17 protein-coding genes are annotated in these 16,904 nt (G+C 44.6%); 9 read left to right on the top strand and 8 right to left on the bottom strand.

Annotated elements, in window-relative coordinates; genetic code table 11:
- Positions 1 to 57: 57 nt before the first annotated feature.
- A complete protein-coding gene (locus tag M1D94_RS19730; protein ID WP_456270317.1) occupies positions 58 to 1,170 on the top strand; it encodes an aminotransferase class V-fold PLP-dependent enzyme in 1,113 nt (370 codons plus the stop codon).
- A 41-nt stretch (positions 1,171 to 1,211) separates the two neighbouring features.
- Here the strand turns inward: M1D94_RS19730 and lmr(B) are convergent, their stop codons facing one another.
- Both lmr(B) and lmrA read right to left on the bottom strand, forming a co-directional pair.
- Positions 1,212 to 2,651, bottom strand: coding sequence for a lincomycin efflux MFS transporter Lmr(B) (gene lmr(B), locus M1D94_RS19725; protein ID WP_003234772.1), 1,440 nt, complete (start codon positions 2,649 to 2,651; stop codon positions 1,212 to 1,214).
- A 38-nt stretch (positions 2,652 to 2,689) separates the two neighbouring features.
- Entirely contained in the window at positions 2,690 to 3,256 is a 567-nt protein-coding gene (lmrA, locus tag M1D94_RS19720; protein ID WP_003246449.1) for a transcriptional regulator LmrA, read from the bottom strand.
- A gap of 216 nt (positions 3,257 to 3,472) precedes the next feature.
- On the opposite strand from lmrA, the gene ansZ reads away from it, so the two are divergent.
- Together ansZ and lipA are read left to right on the top strand one after the other, a co-directional pair.
- On the top strand, positions 3,473 to 4,600 hold the full coding sequence (ansZ, locus tag M1D94_RS19715; RefSeq protein ID WP_003234769.1) for an asparaginase AnsZ: 1,128 nt from the start codon (positions 3,473 to 3,475) through the stop codon (positions 4,598 to 4,600).
- Positions 4,601 to 4,761: 161 nt separating this feature from the next.
- A complete protein-coding gene (gene lipA, locus M1D94_RS19710; protein ID WP_003234767.1) occupies positions 4,762 to 5,400 on the top strand; it encodes a lipase LipA in 639 nt (212 codons plus the stop codon).
- A 37-nt stretch (positions 5,401 to 5,437) separates the two neighbouring features.
- Here lipA and M1D94_RS19705 read toward each other — a convergent pair whose 3' ends face one another.
- Entirely contained in the window at positions 5,438 to 5,821 is a 384-nt protein-coding gene (locus M1D94_RS19705; protein ID WP_151870469.1) for an RDD family protein, read from the bottom strand.
- Between the two features lie 234 nt (positions 5,822 to 6,055).
- Here M1D94_RS19705 and M1D94_RS19700 point away from each other — a divergent pair, with 234 nt between their 5' ends.
- Complete coding sequence (locus M1D94_RS19700; protein WP_003234762.1) at positions 6,056 to 7,132, top strand: helix-turn-helix domain-containing protein; 1,077 nt, start codon at positions 6,056 to 6,058, stop codon at positions 7,130 to 7,132.
- A gap of 39 nt (positions 7,133 to 7,171) precedes the next feature.
- Here the strand turns inward: M1D94_RS19700 and natK are convergent, their stop codons facing one another.
- Together natK and natR are read right to left on the bottom strand one after the other, a co-directional pair.
- A complete protein-coding gene (gene natK, locus M1D94_RS19695; RefSeq protein WP_088325262.1) occupies positions 7,172 to 8,128 on the bottom strand; it encodes a two-component system sensor histidine kinase NatK in 957 nt (318 codons plus the stop codon).
- A gap of 12 nt (positions 8,129 to 8,140) precedes the next feature.
- Complete coding sequence (natR, locus tag M1D94_RS19690; protein WP_086343411.1) at positions 8,141 to 8,842, bottom strand: two-component system response regulator NatR; 702 nt, start codon at positions 8,840 to 8,842, stop codon at positions 8,141 to 8,143.
- Between the two features lie 143 nt (positions 8,843 to 8,985).
- Here natR and natA point away from each other — a divergent pair, with 143 nt between their 5' ends.
- The 3 genes from natA to M1D94_RS19675 all read left to right on the top strand — a co-directional run bounded on the left by natA (position 8,986) and on the right by M1D94_RS19675 (position 11,955).
- A complete protein-coding gene (natA, locus tag M1D94_RS19685; RefSeq protein WP_165634631.1) occupies positions 8,986 to 9,726 on the top strand; it encodes a sodium ABC transporter ATP-binding protein NatA in 741 nt (246 codons plus the stop codon).
- A complete protein-coding gene (gene natB / locus M1D94_RS19680) occupies positions 9,727 to 10,887 on the top strand; it encodes a sodium ABC transporter permease NatB (protein WP_069322340.1) in 1,161 nt (386 codons plus the stop codon). It abuts the gene before it with no gap.
- Positions 10,888 to 11,022: 135 nt separating this feature from the next.
- On the top strand, positions 11,023 to 11,955 hold the full coding sequence (locus tag M1D94_RS19675) for an aldo/keto reductase (RefSeq protein WP_029317225.1): 933 nt from the start codon (positions 11,023 to 11,025) through the stop codon (positions 11,953 to 11,955).
- Positions 11,956 to 11,994: 39 nt separating this feature from the next.
- Here the strand turns inward: M1D94_RS19675 and M1D94_RS19670 are convergent, their stop codons facing one another.
- Positions 11,995 to 13,059: a DUF4352 domain-containing protein gene (locus M1D94_RS19670; RefSeq protein ID WP_003234750.1), complete on the bottom strand. Its 1,065-nt coding sequence runs from the start codon at positions 13,057 to 13,059 to the stop codon at positions 11,995 to 11,997.
- 22 nt (positions 13,060 to 13,081) lie between these two features.
- Positions 13,082 to 13,213, bottom strand: a complete 132-nt coding sequence (locus M1D94_RS19665) for a hypothetical protein (protein ID WP_003246334.1) — start codon at positions 13,211 to 13,213, stop codon at positions 13,082 to 13,084.
- Positions 13,214 to 13,386: 173 nt separating this feature from the next.
- On the opposite strand from M1D94_RS19665, the gene M1D94_RS19660 reads away from it, so the two are divergent.
- Together M1D94_RS19660 and M1D94_RS19655 are read left to right on the top strand one after the other, a co-directional pair.
- Positions 13,387 to 14,808, top strand: coding sequence for a YcdB/YcdC domain-containing protein (locus M1D94_RS19660; protein WP_326352964.1), 1,422 nt, complete (start codon positions 13,387 to 13,389; stop codon positions 14,806 to 14,808).
- Between the two features lie 186 nt (positions 14,809 to 14,994).
- Positions 14,995 to 16,356: a YcdB/YcdC domain-containing protein gene (locus tag M1D94_RS19655; RefSeq protein ID WP_456270316.1), complete on the top strand. Its 1,362-nt coding sequence runs from the start codon at positions 14,995 to 14,997 to the stop codon at positions 16,354 to 16,356.
- 7 nt (positions 16,357 to 16,363) lie between these two features.
- Here M1D94_RS19655 and cwlK read toward each other — a convergent pair whose 3' ends face one another.
- Positions 16,364 to 16,867: a peptidoglycan L-alanyl-D-glutamate endopeptidase CwlK gene (gene cwlK, locus M1D94_RS19650; protein ID WP_077671202.1), complete on the bottom strand. Its 504-nt coding sequence runs from the start codon at positions 16,865 to 16,867 to the stop codon at positions 16,364 to 16,366.
- Positions 16,868 to 16,904: the final 37 nt, after the last annotated feature.

The raw sequence follows: 16,904 nt of genomic DNA, 5'->3' as shown, positions 1-16,904 counted from the left end.
TATTCTATTGTTTATTTATGGGTTTTTCATCAAAATAATGTAAAGGAGTGAATCATAATGGAGCATTTGCCGCAGCAGTATCGTCATTTATTCCCAACCTTGCAGACGCATACGATGCTTGCCAGCTGTTCTCAGAGCGCATTGGCAGAGCCTGTATCAAGGGCGATCCAGGATTATCATGATAGCCTGTTGTATATGGGGACGAACTGGAAAGAAGCGATCGAAAAAACAGAGTTTGCGAGAAACGAGTTTGCAAAGCTGATCGGGGCTGAACCGGATGAAGTGGCGGTTGTACCGTCAGTTTCTTATGCGCTGGTTTCTGTAGCATCGTCCTTAACTGCATTTGGAAAGAAGCACGTTGTATATACAGATATGGATTTTCCGGCGGTGCCTCATGTTTGGCAGGCACACTCCGATTATACCGTATCCGTCATTCCATCAATAGACGGCGTGCTGCCGCTTGAACAATATGAAACGCATATTTCGGATGAAACAGTACTGACGTGTGTTCCTCACGTTCATTATCGTGACGGCTATGTTCAGGATATAAAAGCGATTGCCGAGATTTCTCAGAGAAAGGGCTCTTTATTGTTTGTAGATGCTTATCAATCAGCCGGGCATATTCCCATTGATGTGAAGGAATGGGGCGTAGATATGCTGGCAGCAGGCACCCGGAAGTATTTGCTCGGCATACCGGGTGTGGCGTTTCTTTATGTGAGAAAGGAGCTGGCTGACGCACTGAAGCCGAAAGCATCAGCTTGGTTCGGAAGAGAGAGCGGATTTGATGGGGCTTATGCAAAAGACGCGCGCCGTTTTCAAACGGGCACCCCAGCTTTTATCAGCGTATACGCAGCTGCAGCGGCTTTATCGCTGCTGAATCATATTGGGGTTTCTCATATCAGGGATCATGTGAAAACGATCTGTGCCGATGCAGTTCAATATGCCGCTGAAAAAGGCCTGCAGCTGGCGGCGGCACAAGGTGGGGATCAGCCGGGCATGGTTGCGATCCGGGATGAGCGGGCATCGGAAACGGCGGCGTTGCTGAAGAAGAAAAAAGTGATTTGCGCGCCGCGGGAAAAAGTTATCCGTCTCGCTCCCCATTTTTATAATACGAAGGAGGAAATGCGTCACGCGATTGATGAAATCGCGGCGAAAACGATCCACAAGTAAACATAAAAAAGCCCCTGAACATTAGTCAGGGGCTTTTCATATTAATGATCTACCTTCACGCGCTTCATAAAGAAAGCGCCAATTAAACCGATAATGGCAACAATCATTGCAAACACAAATGCGTGCTGTACACCCGCTGTCAAAGCTTGCGGGATGACTGCCGGATCGGCAGGGTTTTTAACTGTACTCATATAATCATGCTGGCCTGCAGCCATAATGCTGACCGCAACCGCTGTTCCGATAGCGCCGGCCATTTGCTGCAGCGTGTTCATAATGGCGGTGCCGTCTGGATAAAATTCACGCGGCAGTTGGTTTAAACCGTTTGTCTGTGCAGGCATCATGATCATAGAAATCCCGATCATCAAGCAGGTGTGCAGGATGATAATCAGCACAGCTGTTGAAGTGGTCGTTACATTTGAGAAGAACCATAGTACAACTGTGACAATCACAAATCCCGGAATGACAAGCCATTTCGGCCCGTATTTATCGAACAAGCGGCCTGTAACAGGGGACATAAATCCATTTAAAATACCGCCCGGCAAGAGAACAAGACCAGATGCAAATGCAGTCAGGACTAAGCCGCCTTGCAGATACATCGGCAGAAGCAGCATAGATGACAGAATGACCATCATACAAATGAACACCATGATCACACCCAAAATAAACATCGGGTATTTGAACGCACGGAGGTTCATCATCGGCTGCTTCATTGTCAGCTGGCGGATTGAAAATAGGATAAGGCCGACAACGCCGACAATCAGCGACACGATAACAGTCGGGCTGGACCATCCCCCGGAGCCTTCACCCGCGTTGCTGAATCCGAACACAATGCCGCCGAAGCCAATCGTCGACAGGATGATAGACAATACATCGATTTTCGGCTTTGTCGTTTCAGATACATTCTGCATATATGCGATACCGAACACAAGCGCCAGCACAAGGAATGGAAGAGAGATCCAGAAAATCCAGTGCCAGTTGAGGTGCTCCAGAACCAATCCTGAGAAAGTTGGGCCGATGGCGGGCGCGAACATAATGACAAGACCGATCGTTCCCATTGCGGCGCCCCGTTTATGAGGCGGGAAAATCACCAAGATTGTGTTAAACATTAGGGGCAGTAAAAGACCGGTTCCAAGTGCCTGAACGATCCTTGCTGCTAATAAAAACGAGAAGCTCGGCGCAAGCGCCGCGATCAAGGTTCCTATAATTGAAAAGATTAGTGACACGGTAAAAAGCTGTCTTGTTGTGAACCACTGTAACAGCAGTCCTGAAACAGGAACAAGGATACCGAGTACAAGCAGGTAGCCCGTCGTTAACCATTGGACGGTTGCCGCTGTAATGTTCAATTCCTTCATAAGGTCGGTTAACGCAATATTCAGTGCTGTTTCACTGAACATGCCGATAAAACCGGCCAACAGCAAGGAAATCATAATCGGCATCACTTTGTATTGCTGAGATGCTTTAGCTGTTGTTTCCAAAATCATTTCCCCTCTCTATCAACTGCATGTAGGATGTCGTTTTTTTATCTCTTCAGCAGGTCAGGAATGCAGCTGGAGATATGAAGGAGCGGCGTACTGTTTTTTGCCGTCAAAGATAAAAGAATACCGCCTTCAATCATCGCGTTAACCACAGTGCTGGCTTCTTTTGCACGGCTCTCGCTGCAGCCAGTCTGCCGCAGTTTTTCCTCATATACAGAGGCCCATTCTTTGTAGGCTTCATGACAGGCTTCGCGCAACGGTTCGCTTTTCAATGACGTCTCAGCCGCTAGCAAGCCCACAGGCAAGCCTTCAATGTCTTCCGTACATGAAAACTGGCAGGAGAGCTCCTTCAAAAAGGCTTGAATGCCTTCCGCTGGATCGGTGCAGGCTTCCATGCAGTCCGCGATTTTCTGACGGATATACTCCTTCATCTCATTCACGGCTTCGATCGCAAGCTGTTCTTTACCCCCGGGAAAGTGGTAGTAAAGAGAGCCTTTAGGCGCGCCGCTTTCCTTTATAATCTGGTTCAGCCCCGTGCCGTAATACCCTTGCAGCTGAAAAAGCCGGGTAGCTGCCGAAAGGATTTTCTCACGGGAATCTCCATAACTCATAACATTCCCACCTTACTGAATTGCAATCAAAAATATAGTGACTGGTCTATTATCTTGATTCAATCATCAATTGTCAAGAAAAATTCATTGTATGAAAAGACAAAAAAAGAAGGATATGACAACAAAAAATACTGAGAGAAAAGCTGACTGATCTTTTGACTGAATAGATAAAATGTTCAATGATTAATCATCATATGGATGTAAGGAGAGAAATAGATGAAAAAACAACGAATGCTCGTACTTTTTACCGCACTATTGTTTGTTTTTACCGGATGTTCACATTCTCCTGAAACAAAAGAATCCCCGAAAGAAAAAACGCAGACACAAAAAGTCTCTTCGGCTTCTGCCTCTGAAAAAAAAGGTCTGCCAAACATTAGAATTTTAGCGACAGGAGGCACGATAGCTGGTGCCGATCAATCGAAAACCTCAACGACTGAATATAAAGCAGGTGTTGTCGGCGTTGAATCACTGATCGAGGCAGTTCCAGAAATGAAAGACATTGCAAACGTCAGCGGCGAGCAGATTGTTAACGTCGGCAGCACAAATATTGATAATAAAATATTGCTGAAGCTGGCGAAACGCATCAACCACTTGCTCGCTTCAGATGATGTAGACGGAATCGTCGTGACTCATGGAACAGATACATTGGAGGAAACCGCTTATTTTTTGAATCTTACCGTGAAAAGTGATAAACCGGTTGTTATTGTCGGTTCGATGAGACCTTCCACAGCCATCAGCGCTGATGGGCCTTCTAACCTGTACAATGCAGTGAAAGTGGCAGGTGCCCCTGAGGCAAAAGGGAAAGGGACGCTTGTTGTTCTTAACGACCGGATTGCCTCAGCCCGATATGTCACCAAAACAAACACAACCACAACAGATACATTTAAATCAGAAGAAATGGGCTTCGTCGGAACAATTGCAGATGATATCTATTTTAATAATGAGATTACCCGTAAGCATACGAAGGACACGGATTTCTCGGTTTCTAATCTTGATGAGCTGCCGCAGGTTGACATTATCTATGGATACCAAAATGACGGAAGCTACCTGTTTGACGCTGCTGTAAAAGCCGGAGCAAAGGGGATTGTATTTGCCGGTTCTGGGAACGGGTCTTTATCTGATGCAGCCGAAAAAGGGGCGGACAGCGCAGTCAAAAAAGGCGTTACAGTGGTGCGCTCTACCCGCACGGGAAATGGTGTCGTCACACCAAACCAAGACTATGCGGAAAAGGACCTGCTGGCATCGAACTCTTTAAACCCCCAAAAAGCACGGATGTTGCTGATGCTTGCGCTTACCAAAACAAATGATCCTCAAAAAATCCAAGCTTATTTCAATGAGTATTGAAGAAAAGAAGGCGAATAAGCCTTCTTTTTTTGGCTTTTTAGGACCAATAATGACCTCTGAATCTTAAAATTTCTTTAAAAATAAGCCAAAATTACCCTTTACTTAATTAATTTGGTAACGTAATATAATTGGAGAATTTGTTACAAAAAAAGGAGGATATTATGAAATTTGTAAAAAGAAGGATTATTGCACTTGTAACAATTTTGATGCTGTCTGTTACATCGCTGTTTGCGTTGCAGCCGTCAGTAAAAGCCGCTGAACACAATCCAGTCGTTATGGTTCACGGCATTGGAGGGGCATCATTCAATTTTGCGGGAATTAAGAGCTATCTCGTATCTCAGGGCTGGTCGCGGGACAAGCTGTATGCAGTTGATTTTTGGGACAAGACAGGCACAAATTATAACAATGGCCCGGTATTGTCACGATTTGTGCAAAAGGTTTTAGATGAAACGGGTGCGAAAAAAGTGGATATTGTCGCTCACAGTATGGGGGGCGCGAACACACTTTACTACATAAAAAATCTGGACGGCGGAAATAAAGTTGAAAACGTCGTGACGCTTGGCGGCGCCAACCGTTTGACGACAGGTAAGGCGCTTCCGGGAACAGATCCAAATCAAAAGATTTTATACACATCCATTTACAGCAGTGCCGATATGATTGTCATGAATTATTTATCAAGATTAGACGGTGCTAGAAACGTTCAAATCCATGGCGTTGGACACATCGGCCTTCTGTACAGCAGCCAAGTCAACAGCCTGATTAAAGAAGGGCTGAACGGCGGGGGCCAGAATACGAATTAATGAAAAACAAAACCTTGAAGAATGCTATTCTTCAAGGTTATTCTGCTTTCAGCACAATGGTTTTCGCCGCCATATCATGAACGGTTTGTTTTTTCTTCGTAAATGCGGCAGTCAAATAGATCAGGCGGGAGAATACATGCACCCACGCTATGATGTAACGGACAATCGCCTGTAGGAAAGAAATTTTCTCGTGTGTTTCGTCCCTCACGATTTGCAGCCCGATGATTTTTTTGCCCAGTGTGCCCTTCCAATTTGTCAGCGGCATCAGCAAAGGATACACAATCAGCATCAATATGGCGACAATAATGACACCGGCGGACTCATCGCCAAACGTAAATCCGGCTGCCAAAATCACTGCTGCGGCAATGATTACATCAAGTACAAGAGCGCAGGCGCGCAGCATGAAACCAGCTAGTTCCAATAGAAACACTCCTTAAAATGTTAAATAAATACCTAATGATTGTAAAAAAGAAGGGCCTAAAGTGGGAATAGGTGATAAGCCTTAAATCACAAAAGTTGGTGAAAATGTCATAGGTAAATTGGCATAATCAACCAGCTTATCACATTACCAAATTCTTTTTTAGCCCGAAACCAAGCCCTCAGAAGTTATTTTTGTTAAAATAGAAAAGTTACAACAGAATTCGGAGGGTTTATTGTGGGAAAAGTGAAACGAAATGCCCCTTGCCCATGCGGCAGCGGCAAGAAATATAAAAAATGCTGCGGAAGTAAAGTTGTCGACTTCCCGGCGGAACTAGCGGCAAAAGAAGCGAAACAAATTCAGGAAGACTTAGTGGAGTATGCCTTCACAGTACATAGAGAAAGCATTTCAGGCTTTATCAACCAGCATGATTTTCTTTCTGCTATGGACAGACAGACGAAAGACATCAGCGTATTTAACTTAGGAATCTGGGGAATCTTCTTCCACCCGCTTGCTGGTGAGAAGACAATCTTCGAAGAGTACCTTCAGAAAAAAGGCGATTCGATCACTCGTCCTAAAACGCGTGAGATCGTAGAATCATGGCAGAGCATGACGCCTGCTTTATTGCTGCTGAAGGACCTGAAGGAAGGCATCATTCACTTTGAAGATGTTATTACGGCAAAACAATTCGAAGTGGAAATGGACGCCAGCAATCAAGACCTTCCTCCAGTGGGAAGCCTGATTCTTGGATACCCAATCCACGAAGCGGAAAAAGCAGAATTCTTCATGCAGTTCACGATCTTCCCGGTGAAGAGAACAGAAGCGCTGATCAGCAAGGTGAAGAAATATGCGGATGCCGCTGTGAAGGAAGGCAAAACGCCGGAGGACTTCATGAAGCAGGAATTCAACAACGTTCTGTTCGCGTTGTTAGCTGAGAAAGATGAAGAGCCACAAGCAGAGAAAGCGGAAGTAAGCACTGTTGAGTGGGCAAACGACTTGGAGAAAGAAACCGCTGCGGCTATTGAAGAAGGCATGAGCGGGGAAGAGTATCCGACTGAATTGATCCCAGCTGTTATTGACATCTGGAAAACATTCTGCGAGAAAAAATCACCTGTCATCAGAAAGCCGGAAGCTTTTGCGGCGGCAGTTGAATATTATGTAAACGCGATTTCTCTCAACGGCGCGTCCGTTTCTCAAGCTAAACTGGCGAAAAAATACGGAGTTAGTGCATCAACGATTTCCAGCCGTTACAAAGAAATTGAAAGCACGCTGCAAGATGAAGCAGATCGTTTTGCACAAGCGTTATCCTCATAATGAAAAAAACCTTGAAAAGCCGGGCTTTTCAAGGTTTTTTTATTTCTGAAACGGAATTTTGATTTCTAACCGGAAGATGGGGTGGCGGTAGGTAAAATCCAGCCTGCCAAAAGCGCTCTTCACCAGTTTTTGAATGATATATGTGCCCATGCCTTCATGAGCGCCGTTTTTCGTTGAGCGGCCAAACGATTGATAGATTGTATCGAGCACTTTTGGGTCCATCCCGGGAGTGCTGTTTTCACAAGTCAGTACATAAAGTCCGCTGCGCAGTGAAGTCTCCAGTTTAATCTCTGCTTTTTCTCGGGCCTCCGCCGCGCTGTCGAGCGCATTTTCTAATATGTTGCCGACCAAGCTGACCTGATCAGCAGGCGAAAACGGAAGGGAAGAAAGCGGTGTATGAATATGCAGCGAAACACTCACATTCGAGGCGCGGGCTTTTTCTAAAAAATCATAAAGCACCCCTGCAACGTACGCGTTCTCTCCCTTCAAAAATCGGTCATATTGACTGTATTGATCCGCCCAGTTTTGAATATATGCTTGTGTATCTGCCTTGGGCTGAGCTGATTTGATTGCAGTGATATGTTTCATTGTGTCATGATTCCGGCTTCTCACATCAATCAGCATTTGATTGGCGTGCTGTTCAGCTTGAGTCAGCTTATCAATTTGATCAGAAAGCCTTGCCTGCAAAGCAGACTGTCCGATACGGAGCCCTTCACACCCTGCAAATATTACGATTACACATAATGCCTGCATGATGTCTGTGCCGATCAGCACCACTCCCGCCGACATCACTTGAATCACGGCAATCCATGCACAAAGCCCTGAGGAACAGTGTTTCCACACCCGATTCGTATTCCAAATGTACAATCCTGCAGCAGCTGCGCCTAAAACAGCGGTGAGCCAAGAGGCGGCTGTGCTATGTGAAAAAGCAGCAGCTCCCTGATAACATATGAAACTAAATAAAACCAGATAAAGACATTGAAAAAGGGTAATCACGTTCTGAACTCCTCAAAAGTAGTAGTTTTGAAAATAATCAAGCTGCTGCTTGGTGATCATCGCTTTTTTAGACGTTCCCTCAAAGGAAACTGTGAATGAATGCTTGGTATAAGCGGAAAAATGCTTTATGTAATGAATGTTGATAATAAAGGAACGATGCGAACGAAGAAAATCTTTTTCGGGCAGGTCGCCTTTAATATCATTTAATGTTTGATACGTTTGCACCTCTTCGGCGGTTGTCACAATCGTCGTCGAACGTCCCGTCCGTTCTGCGAAAATAATATCCTTCTTTTGCAGGACGTGCATTTCAGACTTTTGCTTTATCAATATACGCCCATTCAAACTCGTTTCCGTTTTCTTTTTCAAGTAGCGGTCGAAGGAAGCGGCCAGACGCTCGGCATAGTACGGCTTCATAATATAATCATGGACGTTCAGGTCAAAGGCGTGAACCGCATAACCGCCGTGGCCGGTAACAAAAATCACATCCACATCAAGTGAATGGGATTTGATCAAATCAGCAAGCTCGTAGCCAGATATATGGGGCATCTCGATATCGGCAAGCAGCAGATCAATGTCTCCATTCTTTACCCGCCTGTAGGCTTCCTCCGCTGAATCGGTGGAAAAGACAATTTCGACGTCCTGCATTCTGGTCACGATCGCTTCCAGCTTCTCTAAATCTACTCGATAATCATCTACAAGTCCGACTTTTACCATTATCATTCCCCTAGTTACATAGAATCATCTTTATTCTATCCCATTTCGCGACATAAAAAGAACTCTTCGCGACAACTTTATCCAACTAATCCAGCTTTTCGTATATAGTCATTACTAGAAATAAAGATAAGGGAGATTGTGACATGATTACACTGACCGATTGCAGCCGCAGGTTTCAGGATAAGAAAAAAGTAGTCAAAGCGGTGCGAGATGTAAGCTTAACAATTGAAAAAGGAGAAGTGGTCGGCATTCTCGGAGAAAACGGTGCCGGCAAAACCACGATGCTGAGAATGATTGCTTCCTTGCTTGAACCATCACAGGGTGTAATCACAGTAGACGGCTTTGACACGGTCAAGCAGCCGGCTGAGGTCAAAAAAAGAATCGGTGTCTTATTCGGAGGAGAAACCGGGCTTTACGACAGGATGACCGCTAAAGAAAATCTCCAATACTTCGGCAGGCTGTATGGGCTGAACCGCCACGAGATCAAAGCAAGAATAGAAGATTTATCGAAACGGTTCGGCATGCGCGATTATATGAACCGGAGAGTGGGCGGGTTTTCGAAAGGCATGAGGCAGAAAGTCGCCATTGCCAGAGCGCTGATTCACGATCCGGACATCATTTTATTTGATGAGCCGACAACTGGGCTTGATATTACGTCAAGCAACATCTTCCGAGAATTTATACAGCAGCTGAAAAGAGAACAAAAAACGATTCTTTTCTCCAGCCACATTATGGAGGAAGTGCAGGCGCTCTGTGACAGTGTCATCATGATTCACAGCGGAGAGGTGATTTACCGAGGGGCGCTTGAAACACTATACGAGAGCGAGCGCAGTGAGGATTTGAATTACATCTTTATGTCTAAGCTTGTCAGGGGGATTTCTTAAATGCTGAGCCATATTTATAAAAAAGAAATGATCGACGCTTTGCGCGACAGAAAAACGATTTTACTCACAATTTTAGTGCCGATGATTATGATGCTTGGACTTGTCTTCTTTTATGAAAGCATGCTGTCCGACAAAGGGGAGCAGTACACGCTGGCTGTCGGCCATTCGCTTCCGCCCGCACTGGAAAGCAAGCTTAATGAGATTGACGAAATCAGCGTAAAAACATTTGCAAAGCCTGAAGAGGCAGTTGATGAAGGAAAAGCAGATGCCTATCTGAACGTCCCGAAAGAGTTCGACTCATATGTCAACAGCATGACACCTTTTAAGGTTGATGTTTACGGCAATTCAATCGATCAAGGGTCGTCAAATGCCATGCAGCTTGTGCAGTCTGCCTTAGATCAGTACAAAAATGAAATTGTGCAGGAACGTTTAACAAATAAGCGCATTGATCAATCGGTCATCCAGCCATTTACGATTCAGCAAAAGGAAGCGGATGAGGAGAAAGGGACTTCCGCTATTATGCTTTCCGCCATTCTGCCCATGCTGATTCTGACTTCCATTGTTTCCGGCGCAATGCCGATCGCTCTTGATATCATGGCCGGTGAAAAGGACCGGAAGTCGATCGAGGCGCTGCTATTAACGCCAGTCAGCAGAAACAAAGTGCTGGTCGGCAAGTGGCTTGCGGTTTCCACTTTTGCCGTGGCTTCAGGTGTATTGGCTTTGGTGTTTTTGATTTTGTCCACCGTGTTATTTACCGAAAATTTAAAAACGGCCTTCCAGCTGGGAGATCATATGTGGAGTGTAATCGGCGCTTCAGCCTTAATCATTGTGCTCTCTGCATTGCTGATATCTGCGATGGAGCTTTTCATCAGCATCATGTCCAGCTCGGTAAAAGAAGCGCAAAGCTATATGTCTCTCGTCGTCTTTCTGCCTGTGTTTCCGATGTTTTTCATCTTCAGCAAGGCACCGAACCAATTTGACTTATCATACTTTCTCATCCCGTTTCTGAACCTGCATGCGTTATTTAAACAGCTTTTATTCGGGATGGTTGACCCGGCTGCCATTTTGTCTACGTCAGGAACCATCGCCGTGCTCATCGCCATCTTCTTTTTACTAGCCAGAGCCTGCTTCCTGAAAGACAAATGGGTTCTTCCAAAATAAACTTGCGAAAGGAGAAATACACTTTCTCCTTTTTGTATATCCTGAAAAAAGAAGGAAAATAGAAAAAGGATATCTAATACAAAAAGTGACCCTGCACTATTTTTCATCAAAATTGGTTTCAAAGGAGAAGGAACAATGGATCAAACACGTACACTCGGCAAAACGAAGCTGAAGGTGAAGCGGATCGGATTCGGCGCGAATGCGGTCGGCGGGCATAATCTATTTCCAAATCTAAATGATGAAACAGGGAAGGATTTAGTGCGCACGGCATTGGATGGCGGCGTCAACTTTATCGATACCGCCTTTATATATGGATTGGGGCGATCTGAAGAATTAATAGGCGAAGTCGTACAGGAACGCGGCGTACGGAATGAGCTCATCATCGCCACCAAAGGAGCTCATAAAGAAGTGAACGGCAGCATTGAATTAGACAATAGCCGGGAGTTTCTTCGCAGCGAGGTGGAGAAGAGCCTGAAGCGGCTGAAAACAGATTACATTGATTTGTATTATGTTCACTTTCCGGATGGAAAAACACCTCTCGCTGAAGTGGCGGGCACTTTGAAAGAGCTGAAGGATGAGGGGAAAATCAAAGCGATCGGCGCTTCGAACCTCGATTATCAGCAATTGCAGGATTTTAATGCTGACGGCTATTTGGAGGTCTTCCAGGCCGAATATTCTCTCATACAGCGTGATGCCGAGAAAGAGCTTCTTCCATACTGTGAAAAACAAGGCATCTCCTTTATTCCTTACTTTCCGCTTGCGTCCGGACTGCTGACAGGAAAATTCACGCAAGACACAGTCTTTGATGATTTCAGAAAGGATAAACCTCAATTTCAGGGTGAAACGTTTATCCACAATCTCAAAAAAGTAGATAAGCTGAAAGCAGTAGCGGAGGAAAAACAAGCGGATACGGCACATGTCGCCTTGGCGTGGCTGTTAACGAGACCGGCGATTGATGCCATTATTCCAGGAGCTAAACGACCGGAGCAATTACAGGATAACCTGAAAACCTTGAACATTGAACTGACCGAAGATGAAGTGAATTTCATCAGCGACATTTTCAAATAAAAAAGGAAATAGCCTCCGAGGCTATTTCCTTTTGGTGTTTTATTCTTTGATGAATGCTTCGACTAATTCTGCTGCTCTGTAATCATCCATATCAAGCTGCCATTGGTCGATGTCATTTTTCTTCATTTTTACTTCAACTGTTTTTTCAGATGAAGCAGGTCCAAGCTTTTTAAATTCCTCAGGGTAGACTTGAAGCGCGTATTTCACTGCCTCTTCATAGCTGGCACTAGAGTTTTTACTGTAGTAGTCTTTCACTTTGTCTTCGATACGGTCTGAAAGAGAAGATGCATCTACAGGTTTAACTGTGGCTTCAACAATTGCTTCGTCTTTAGAGATTGAAGTCGTTTTTGCTTGAATGGAAGAGTTTTTGCTTAATCCCTCTTTAATGCCGTTCACGATATTATCAAGCGCTTTGCTGTCCGCATATGTGCTGGAAAGGCCGGAAGCTGAGAGATAACCGTCTTTGGCTGATTCATTAAAATCATTTACAATTTCATTTTTGTTAGCACCGGTGATTTTTTCGAAATCGGCGTTATCTTTGCCGAAAAGAAGGACATCAACATAAGCTGATAACGCTTTTGCAGAATCTTGGAGCTTATCTGCCGTCGCCAGAATTTTTTTGTCTTTTCCGTCAATTTTAAAAGTAACTGATTTTGGCTTTTTATCACCGTAAGATTCCGGCGTATAGTTGAGCTCGTATTGCTTGCCTTTATCTACAACGAAGAAAAGATTTCCTTCAACGGATTTGTCAGCGTTAATCGTGCTGCCTTGAAGCTTTTCGCTATAGTCTTCAGGGTCTGTGTCAGACATTTTGGTATCACCTTGATACAATGTGAAATCCATACTGTCTACATTCAGCGGGTCTTTTCCTGTGTTTTTCACCGCGACATTGACTTTTAACACAAGCTGGTCATCTGAAGTGGACTTATCATATTTAGACGGAAGCGTATAAGAGACATCCTTGATTTTGACTTGAGCTATATCTGAGCTTTTTTCTGTTTCTGATTCTTTCTTCTCCGCGCTTGTTTTGCTGCCGGAACAAGCAGCTGTAAACATCATCAGCAGAAGAATTAGGAAAACAGCGTACGTTTTTTTCTGAAACATTCATTTTTCCTCCTCAAATGGTTTAGGAAAGGGGAGTCTTTTGTCTTTGAGAAATGGATCTTTTTGAATGGATTAGCATCATATAACCAAAAAAATCAGTTCTTTTCTCACGGTTTTCACCGGATTTTCTGGAAACTCCGCCCTCCTTTGTCATGAATGGACCTATAAAAAGTTACAACGGAATTAATTTTAAGATTATTAGCTTTTATATTGAATAGGTTCATCATCCTATTTTTGGTGAAAAATGTTCTGGTAAAACTGGTAAACTCAGAAAACTGTGTATTTTAGACTATTACTTTTTGATTAGTTAGAGGGAACTTAAGAAGGATGAAAGGGGCTGCCTTTGTGAAGAAAGAGGGACTGAAACAAAAAGCACTGGAAATCGGCCGGGTGCCGACACACTTAAAACTGGAAATTGAAGATTATGGCGGTGATGACAAAAGAGTCTGTTTTTGTTGGACAGATCCTCAGGATGAGAATATCGGCATTATCGTGGAACTTGGACCGGACGGGGAGCTGGAATCCCTTTCCCGTGATATTGAGCCTGAAAGCGGAGAAAGGCTGTCTGAGGAGAAACTAGAGGATATCATACGCCAATTTGTCGAGACTCATCATCCGGGGGCACTCTCTGCCTTTGTTCGTGAAGAAAATGACCGTGCATACGGCGATAAAGTGAGATTTTCATATGTTCAAATGGAGGCTGGGCTTCCTCTCCCCATGAGCGGATTTATGGCTGATGTTTCCTTATCAGGTGAGATCGTTTACTTCCGCTATTACGGCGAAGCGGGCAGCATCATCAAGCCAAAGAGGGTCGCGGATGTTGAAGAGGCATTTGCCTTTATCAAGAAGGACGTGGAGTTCGACCTTTTGTTTGAGGTTCTCCATCGTTCTGTTTACAAAAACGGAGATGATCAGCCGCATTTGGTGTATGAGCCTGAATGTAGGGCCATTACCGTACCTGCGGATTTGGTTCAAGAAGAACAAGGAGGAGTTGATGATGACGATAATTACAGGGAGCCTGAGAGCTTTCCTCTCCCTTTATTCGAGGGCATCCGCGAAAAGGCCGATCCTGACAGCATGATTGGTATTGAAAATGGGTTTGTCAAAGAGCGGGAAGCGGATTTGGGAGATGGGAGAATCGGAATCGTTTGGCGGAATCCGGATGACCCTGTGTATCAGCCGGCGGATAAAAGCATGGACAGCTGGTTTAAGGGACGGACTCATCAAGTGCTGAAAACCATCTATAACAAAGAAACCGGAAAACTCGAAGGCGTCATGTCATTTATGGAGGAAAAAGGGCCGCTGACAGTAACTTTGGCAGAGTGCGAAAAAATCGCGCTTCGCTTTCTGTTTGCTTTATTTCCGAATGCCGATCAATATTTTAGGATCAGATACGATGAAAAGGATGAAGAAGAAAACGCAGTCGCTGTTTTTACATTTGAAGCGCATTGTCACGGAGTTCCGATCCGATTTGGGCAGATCAAAATTTGTGTCAGCCGCCAGACAGGGTATATCACCGTTTATATGGGACCGGATATTGACCCAAATGAGCTGGCAACCATTGATCCTGTGCCGGCCATTTCAGTTGAACAAGCCAAGGCTATCTTTTGGCAGCATTTTAAAGTTGAGCTTGGCTGGGAAAGAGAGTACGGGGATGATGAAGAACACAGCTACCGGCTCGTCTATAAGCCGGTGTATCCGCGTTTTATCGATGCACATACAGGAGAGCCTGTCTTCAGCATATGGTGAAACAGCCAAAAGTCACGCAATTGCCTCAGATATAGAAGAGAGTATGTGATGAAAGTAACAGAAAGAATCTCGAAAAACAATGACAATAATAGAAAAGGACCTTTCTTCACTTTAAAAGAAGAAAGGTCTTTTTATATAATAAACAGGATTCTCTTTGTCGTAGACTCTTTGAAAGGGATGACTTCATTGGTTAATAAACAGCTGAAAAAGAAGGCGCAGGAGATCGGAAATGTACCGACGCATTATGAGCTTGAGATAGAAGATTACGACCAAAAGCAAAAGAAGAACGGGCAGGCATATTTTATCTGGAAGGACCCTAAAGATCCGGAAAAGCACATTACAGTTGAACTTAGAAATGACGGCGCTTTGCTCACCTTTTCAACAACTGTCCGCTCCGAGACAGACAAACAACTTCCAGATGCCGAGCTGAAGCTGACGGCTCTTCAGTTTGCCGCTGCCAATCATCCCGGCACATTTATGAATTTTCATTTTCAAGGCAAGGAAGAACGGGGGCAGCACATCCGGTTTGTCTATACCAAAATGGAGCTGGGGCTTCCGATTCCCAATTCAGGTTTTTTAATTGATATGACACGAAGCGGTCAGATTGTCCACTTTCTATATTACGGGGAAGGGTATAAAGCCGAAGTTCCGACGGAATTTGTAGCAAAAGAGAAGGTTGTGTCCCATTACTTAAACACAATGTCTTTTGAGCTGATGTACGATGTCATTGATGGCGAACAGGAACCAAGGCTTGTTTATGAACCGATTCTCCCGGGATACAGCTATCCCGCAGATGTAGACGAAATTGTGCCCGACCAGCATATCGCAGATGAAAGAATAGAAAACACGGCGCCACTGCCGCCGCTTCAGAACAAGGAAGAAGTTGATATATTTGCCTTGCTGGGTTTTACCTCTGATATGCAGAAAGTCAGTGAAAGAGACTTTGGAGAACAAATTGGAAGCACATGGCGCAGGGGCGCTGCGCCGGAGCGTAAGGATTTAAGAATAGGAAGCTATTTTGAAACGAGAAATAAAAACACAATCAAAATGAAGACGGATAAAAGAACCGGAAAATTAAAAGCAGCGCTTTCTTTTATGGAGCGGCAGAACAACCGCCAATGCTCCACGGAAGAATGCCAAGAGATAGCGCTTCAATTTTTGTATGCCCTCTATCCGAGAGCGGCTGAGTTTTTCAGGGTGAATCCCGTCCGAATTGATGAAAGAGGGAGAGTCCGCAACCATTTTTCTGTCTGGTATAAAGGAGTGCCGCTGCGGTTCGGCGCTGCCCGCATCATTGTCAATCCGGAAACTGGGTTGATTGACGCTTTTATGGCGCCTGATATTGAACCTGAACAATTGGAAGCGATAAATCACAGGCCGGATGTTTCCGCTGAAGAAGCGAGAGAAGCGTTTTTAGCCGCTTTTGATGTGAAGCTGGAGTGGCAGCCTGACTTTACTGCAGGCAGTGACCAGCACTGCAAACTTGTCTATAAGCCGGTTTACCCTTCCTATATTGATGCGCACATAAGGAAAAAGAAAAGGCTGTGAGGGGTGTCTAGTTAGGAATCATCTCCAAGTGGGGAAAGTCCTTGAATCGCTTCCAATCCCCGCCCCATTCAAAACCGAGTGTCTTAGCGATCTCGACAACCTCCAGCCAATCTGACTTTTCGTTTTGATTGCCGTCATATTCCATATCCCATATGATGCTTCCATCCTTTTTTTGAAGGGCGAAATCAATCGCTAAACCATAGTTATGATACGATTCCCCTCCTCTTGCATAGGTGACAATATTCCCTTTTTTTGTACGTCCCTGTTTATATAATTCATCTTGTTCCTTAAAGGACCTGAATCCTTCAGTAATGACGACGGTAATGCCTTTATTCGCTGCAGCGGCTTTGAGTGCATCGGCATTCTGCTTCACAATCGGATGAAGATCCGAGGGGACAGGCATGTCCTGCAAGGCGTTTTGAGAATGCCATTCATGCCGAATATAACTAAAACAAAGATCTAGAAGAAATAGAATACATAAGATAACAAATGTTTTTGCGGGTAACTTCATATCGGTCTCACTTTCTCAAGATGTGCTGAATGTTAAC

It is taken from the genome of Bacillus sp. JZ109 (assembly GCF_053903135.1).
This window is presented reverse-complemented; position numbering and strand designations above follow the sequence as displayed.

Excerpts from the sequence above, each read along its gene's own strand:
- M1D94_RS19670 (WP_003234750.1), bottom strand. The coding sequence starts at position 13,059 with ATGTTTCAGAAAAAAACGTACGCTGTTTTCCTAATTCTTCTGCTGATG.
- lipA (WP_003234767.1), top strand. The coding sequence starts at position 4,762 with ATGAAATTTGTAAAAAGAAGGATTATTGCACTTGTAACAATTTTGATG.
- M1D94_RS19660 (WP_326352964.1), top strand. The coding sequence starts at position 13,387 with ATGAAAGGGGCTGCCTTTGTGAAGAAAGAGGGACTGAAACAAAAAGCA.
- M1D94_RS19665 (WP_003246334.1), bottom strand. The coding sequence starts at position 13,213 with ATGACAAAGGAGGGCGGAGTTTCCAGAAAATCCGGTGAAAACCGTGAG.
- M1D94_RS19730 (WP_456270317.1), top strand. The coding sequence starts at position 58 with ATGGAGCATTTGCCGCAGCAGTATCGTCATTTATTCCCAACCTTGCAG.
- lmrA (WP_003246449.1), bottom strand. The coding sequence starts at position 3,256 with ATGAGTTATGGAGATTCCCGTGAGAAAATCCTTTCGGCAGCTACCCGG.
- cwlK (WP_077671202.1), bottom strand. The coding sequence starts at position 16,867 with ATGAAGTTACCCGCAAAAACATTTGTTATCTTATGTATTCTATTTCTT.
- M1D94_RS19675 (WP_029317225.1), top strand. The coding sequence starts at position 11,023 with ATGGATCAAACACGTACACTCGGCAAAACGAAGCTGAAGGTGAAGCGG.
- ansZ (WP_003234769.1), top strand. The coding sequence starts at position 3,473 with ATGAAAAAACAACGAATGCTCGTACTTTTTACCGCACTATTGTTTGTT.
- natB (WP_069322340.1), top strand. The coding sequence starts at position 9,727 with ATGCTGAGCCATATTTATAAAAAAGAAATGATCGACGCTTTGCGCGAC.
- natR (WP_086343411.1), bottom strand. The coding sequence starts at position 8,842 with ATGGTAAAAGTCGGACTTGTAGATGATTATCGAGTAGATTTAGAGAAG.
- natA (WP_165634631.1), top strand. The coding sequence starts at position 8,986 with ATGATTACACTGACCGATTGCAGCCGCAGGTTTCAGGATAAGAAAAAA.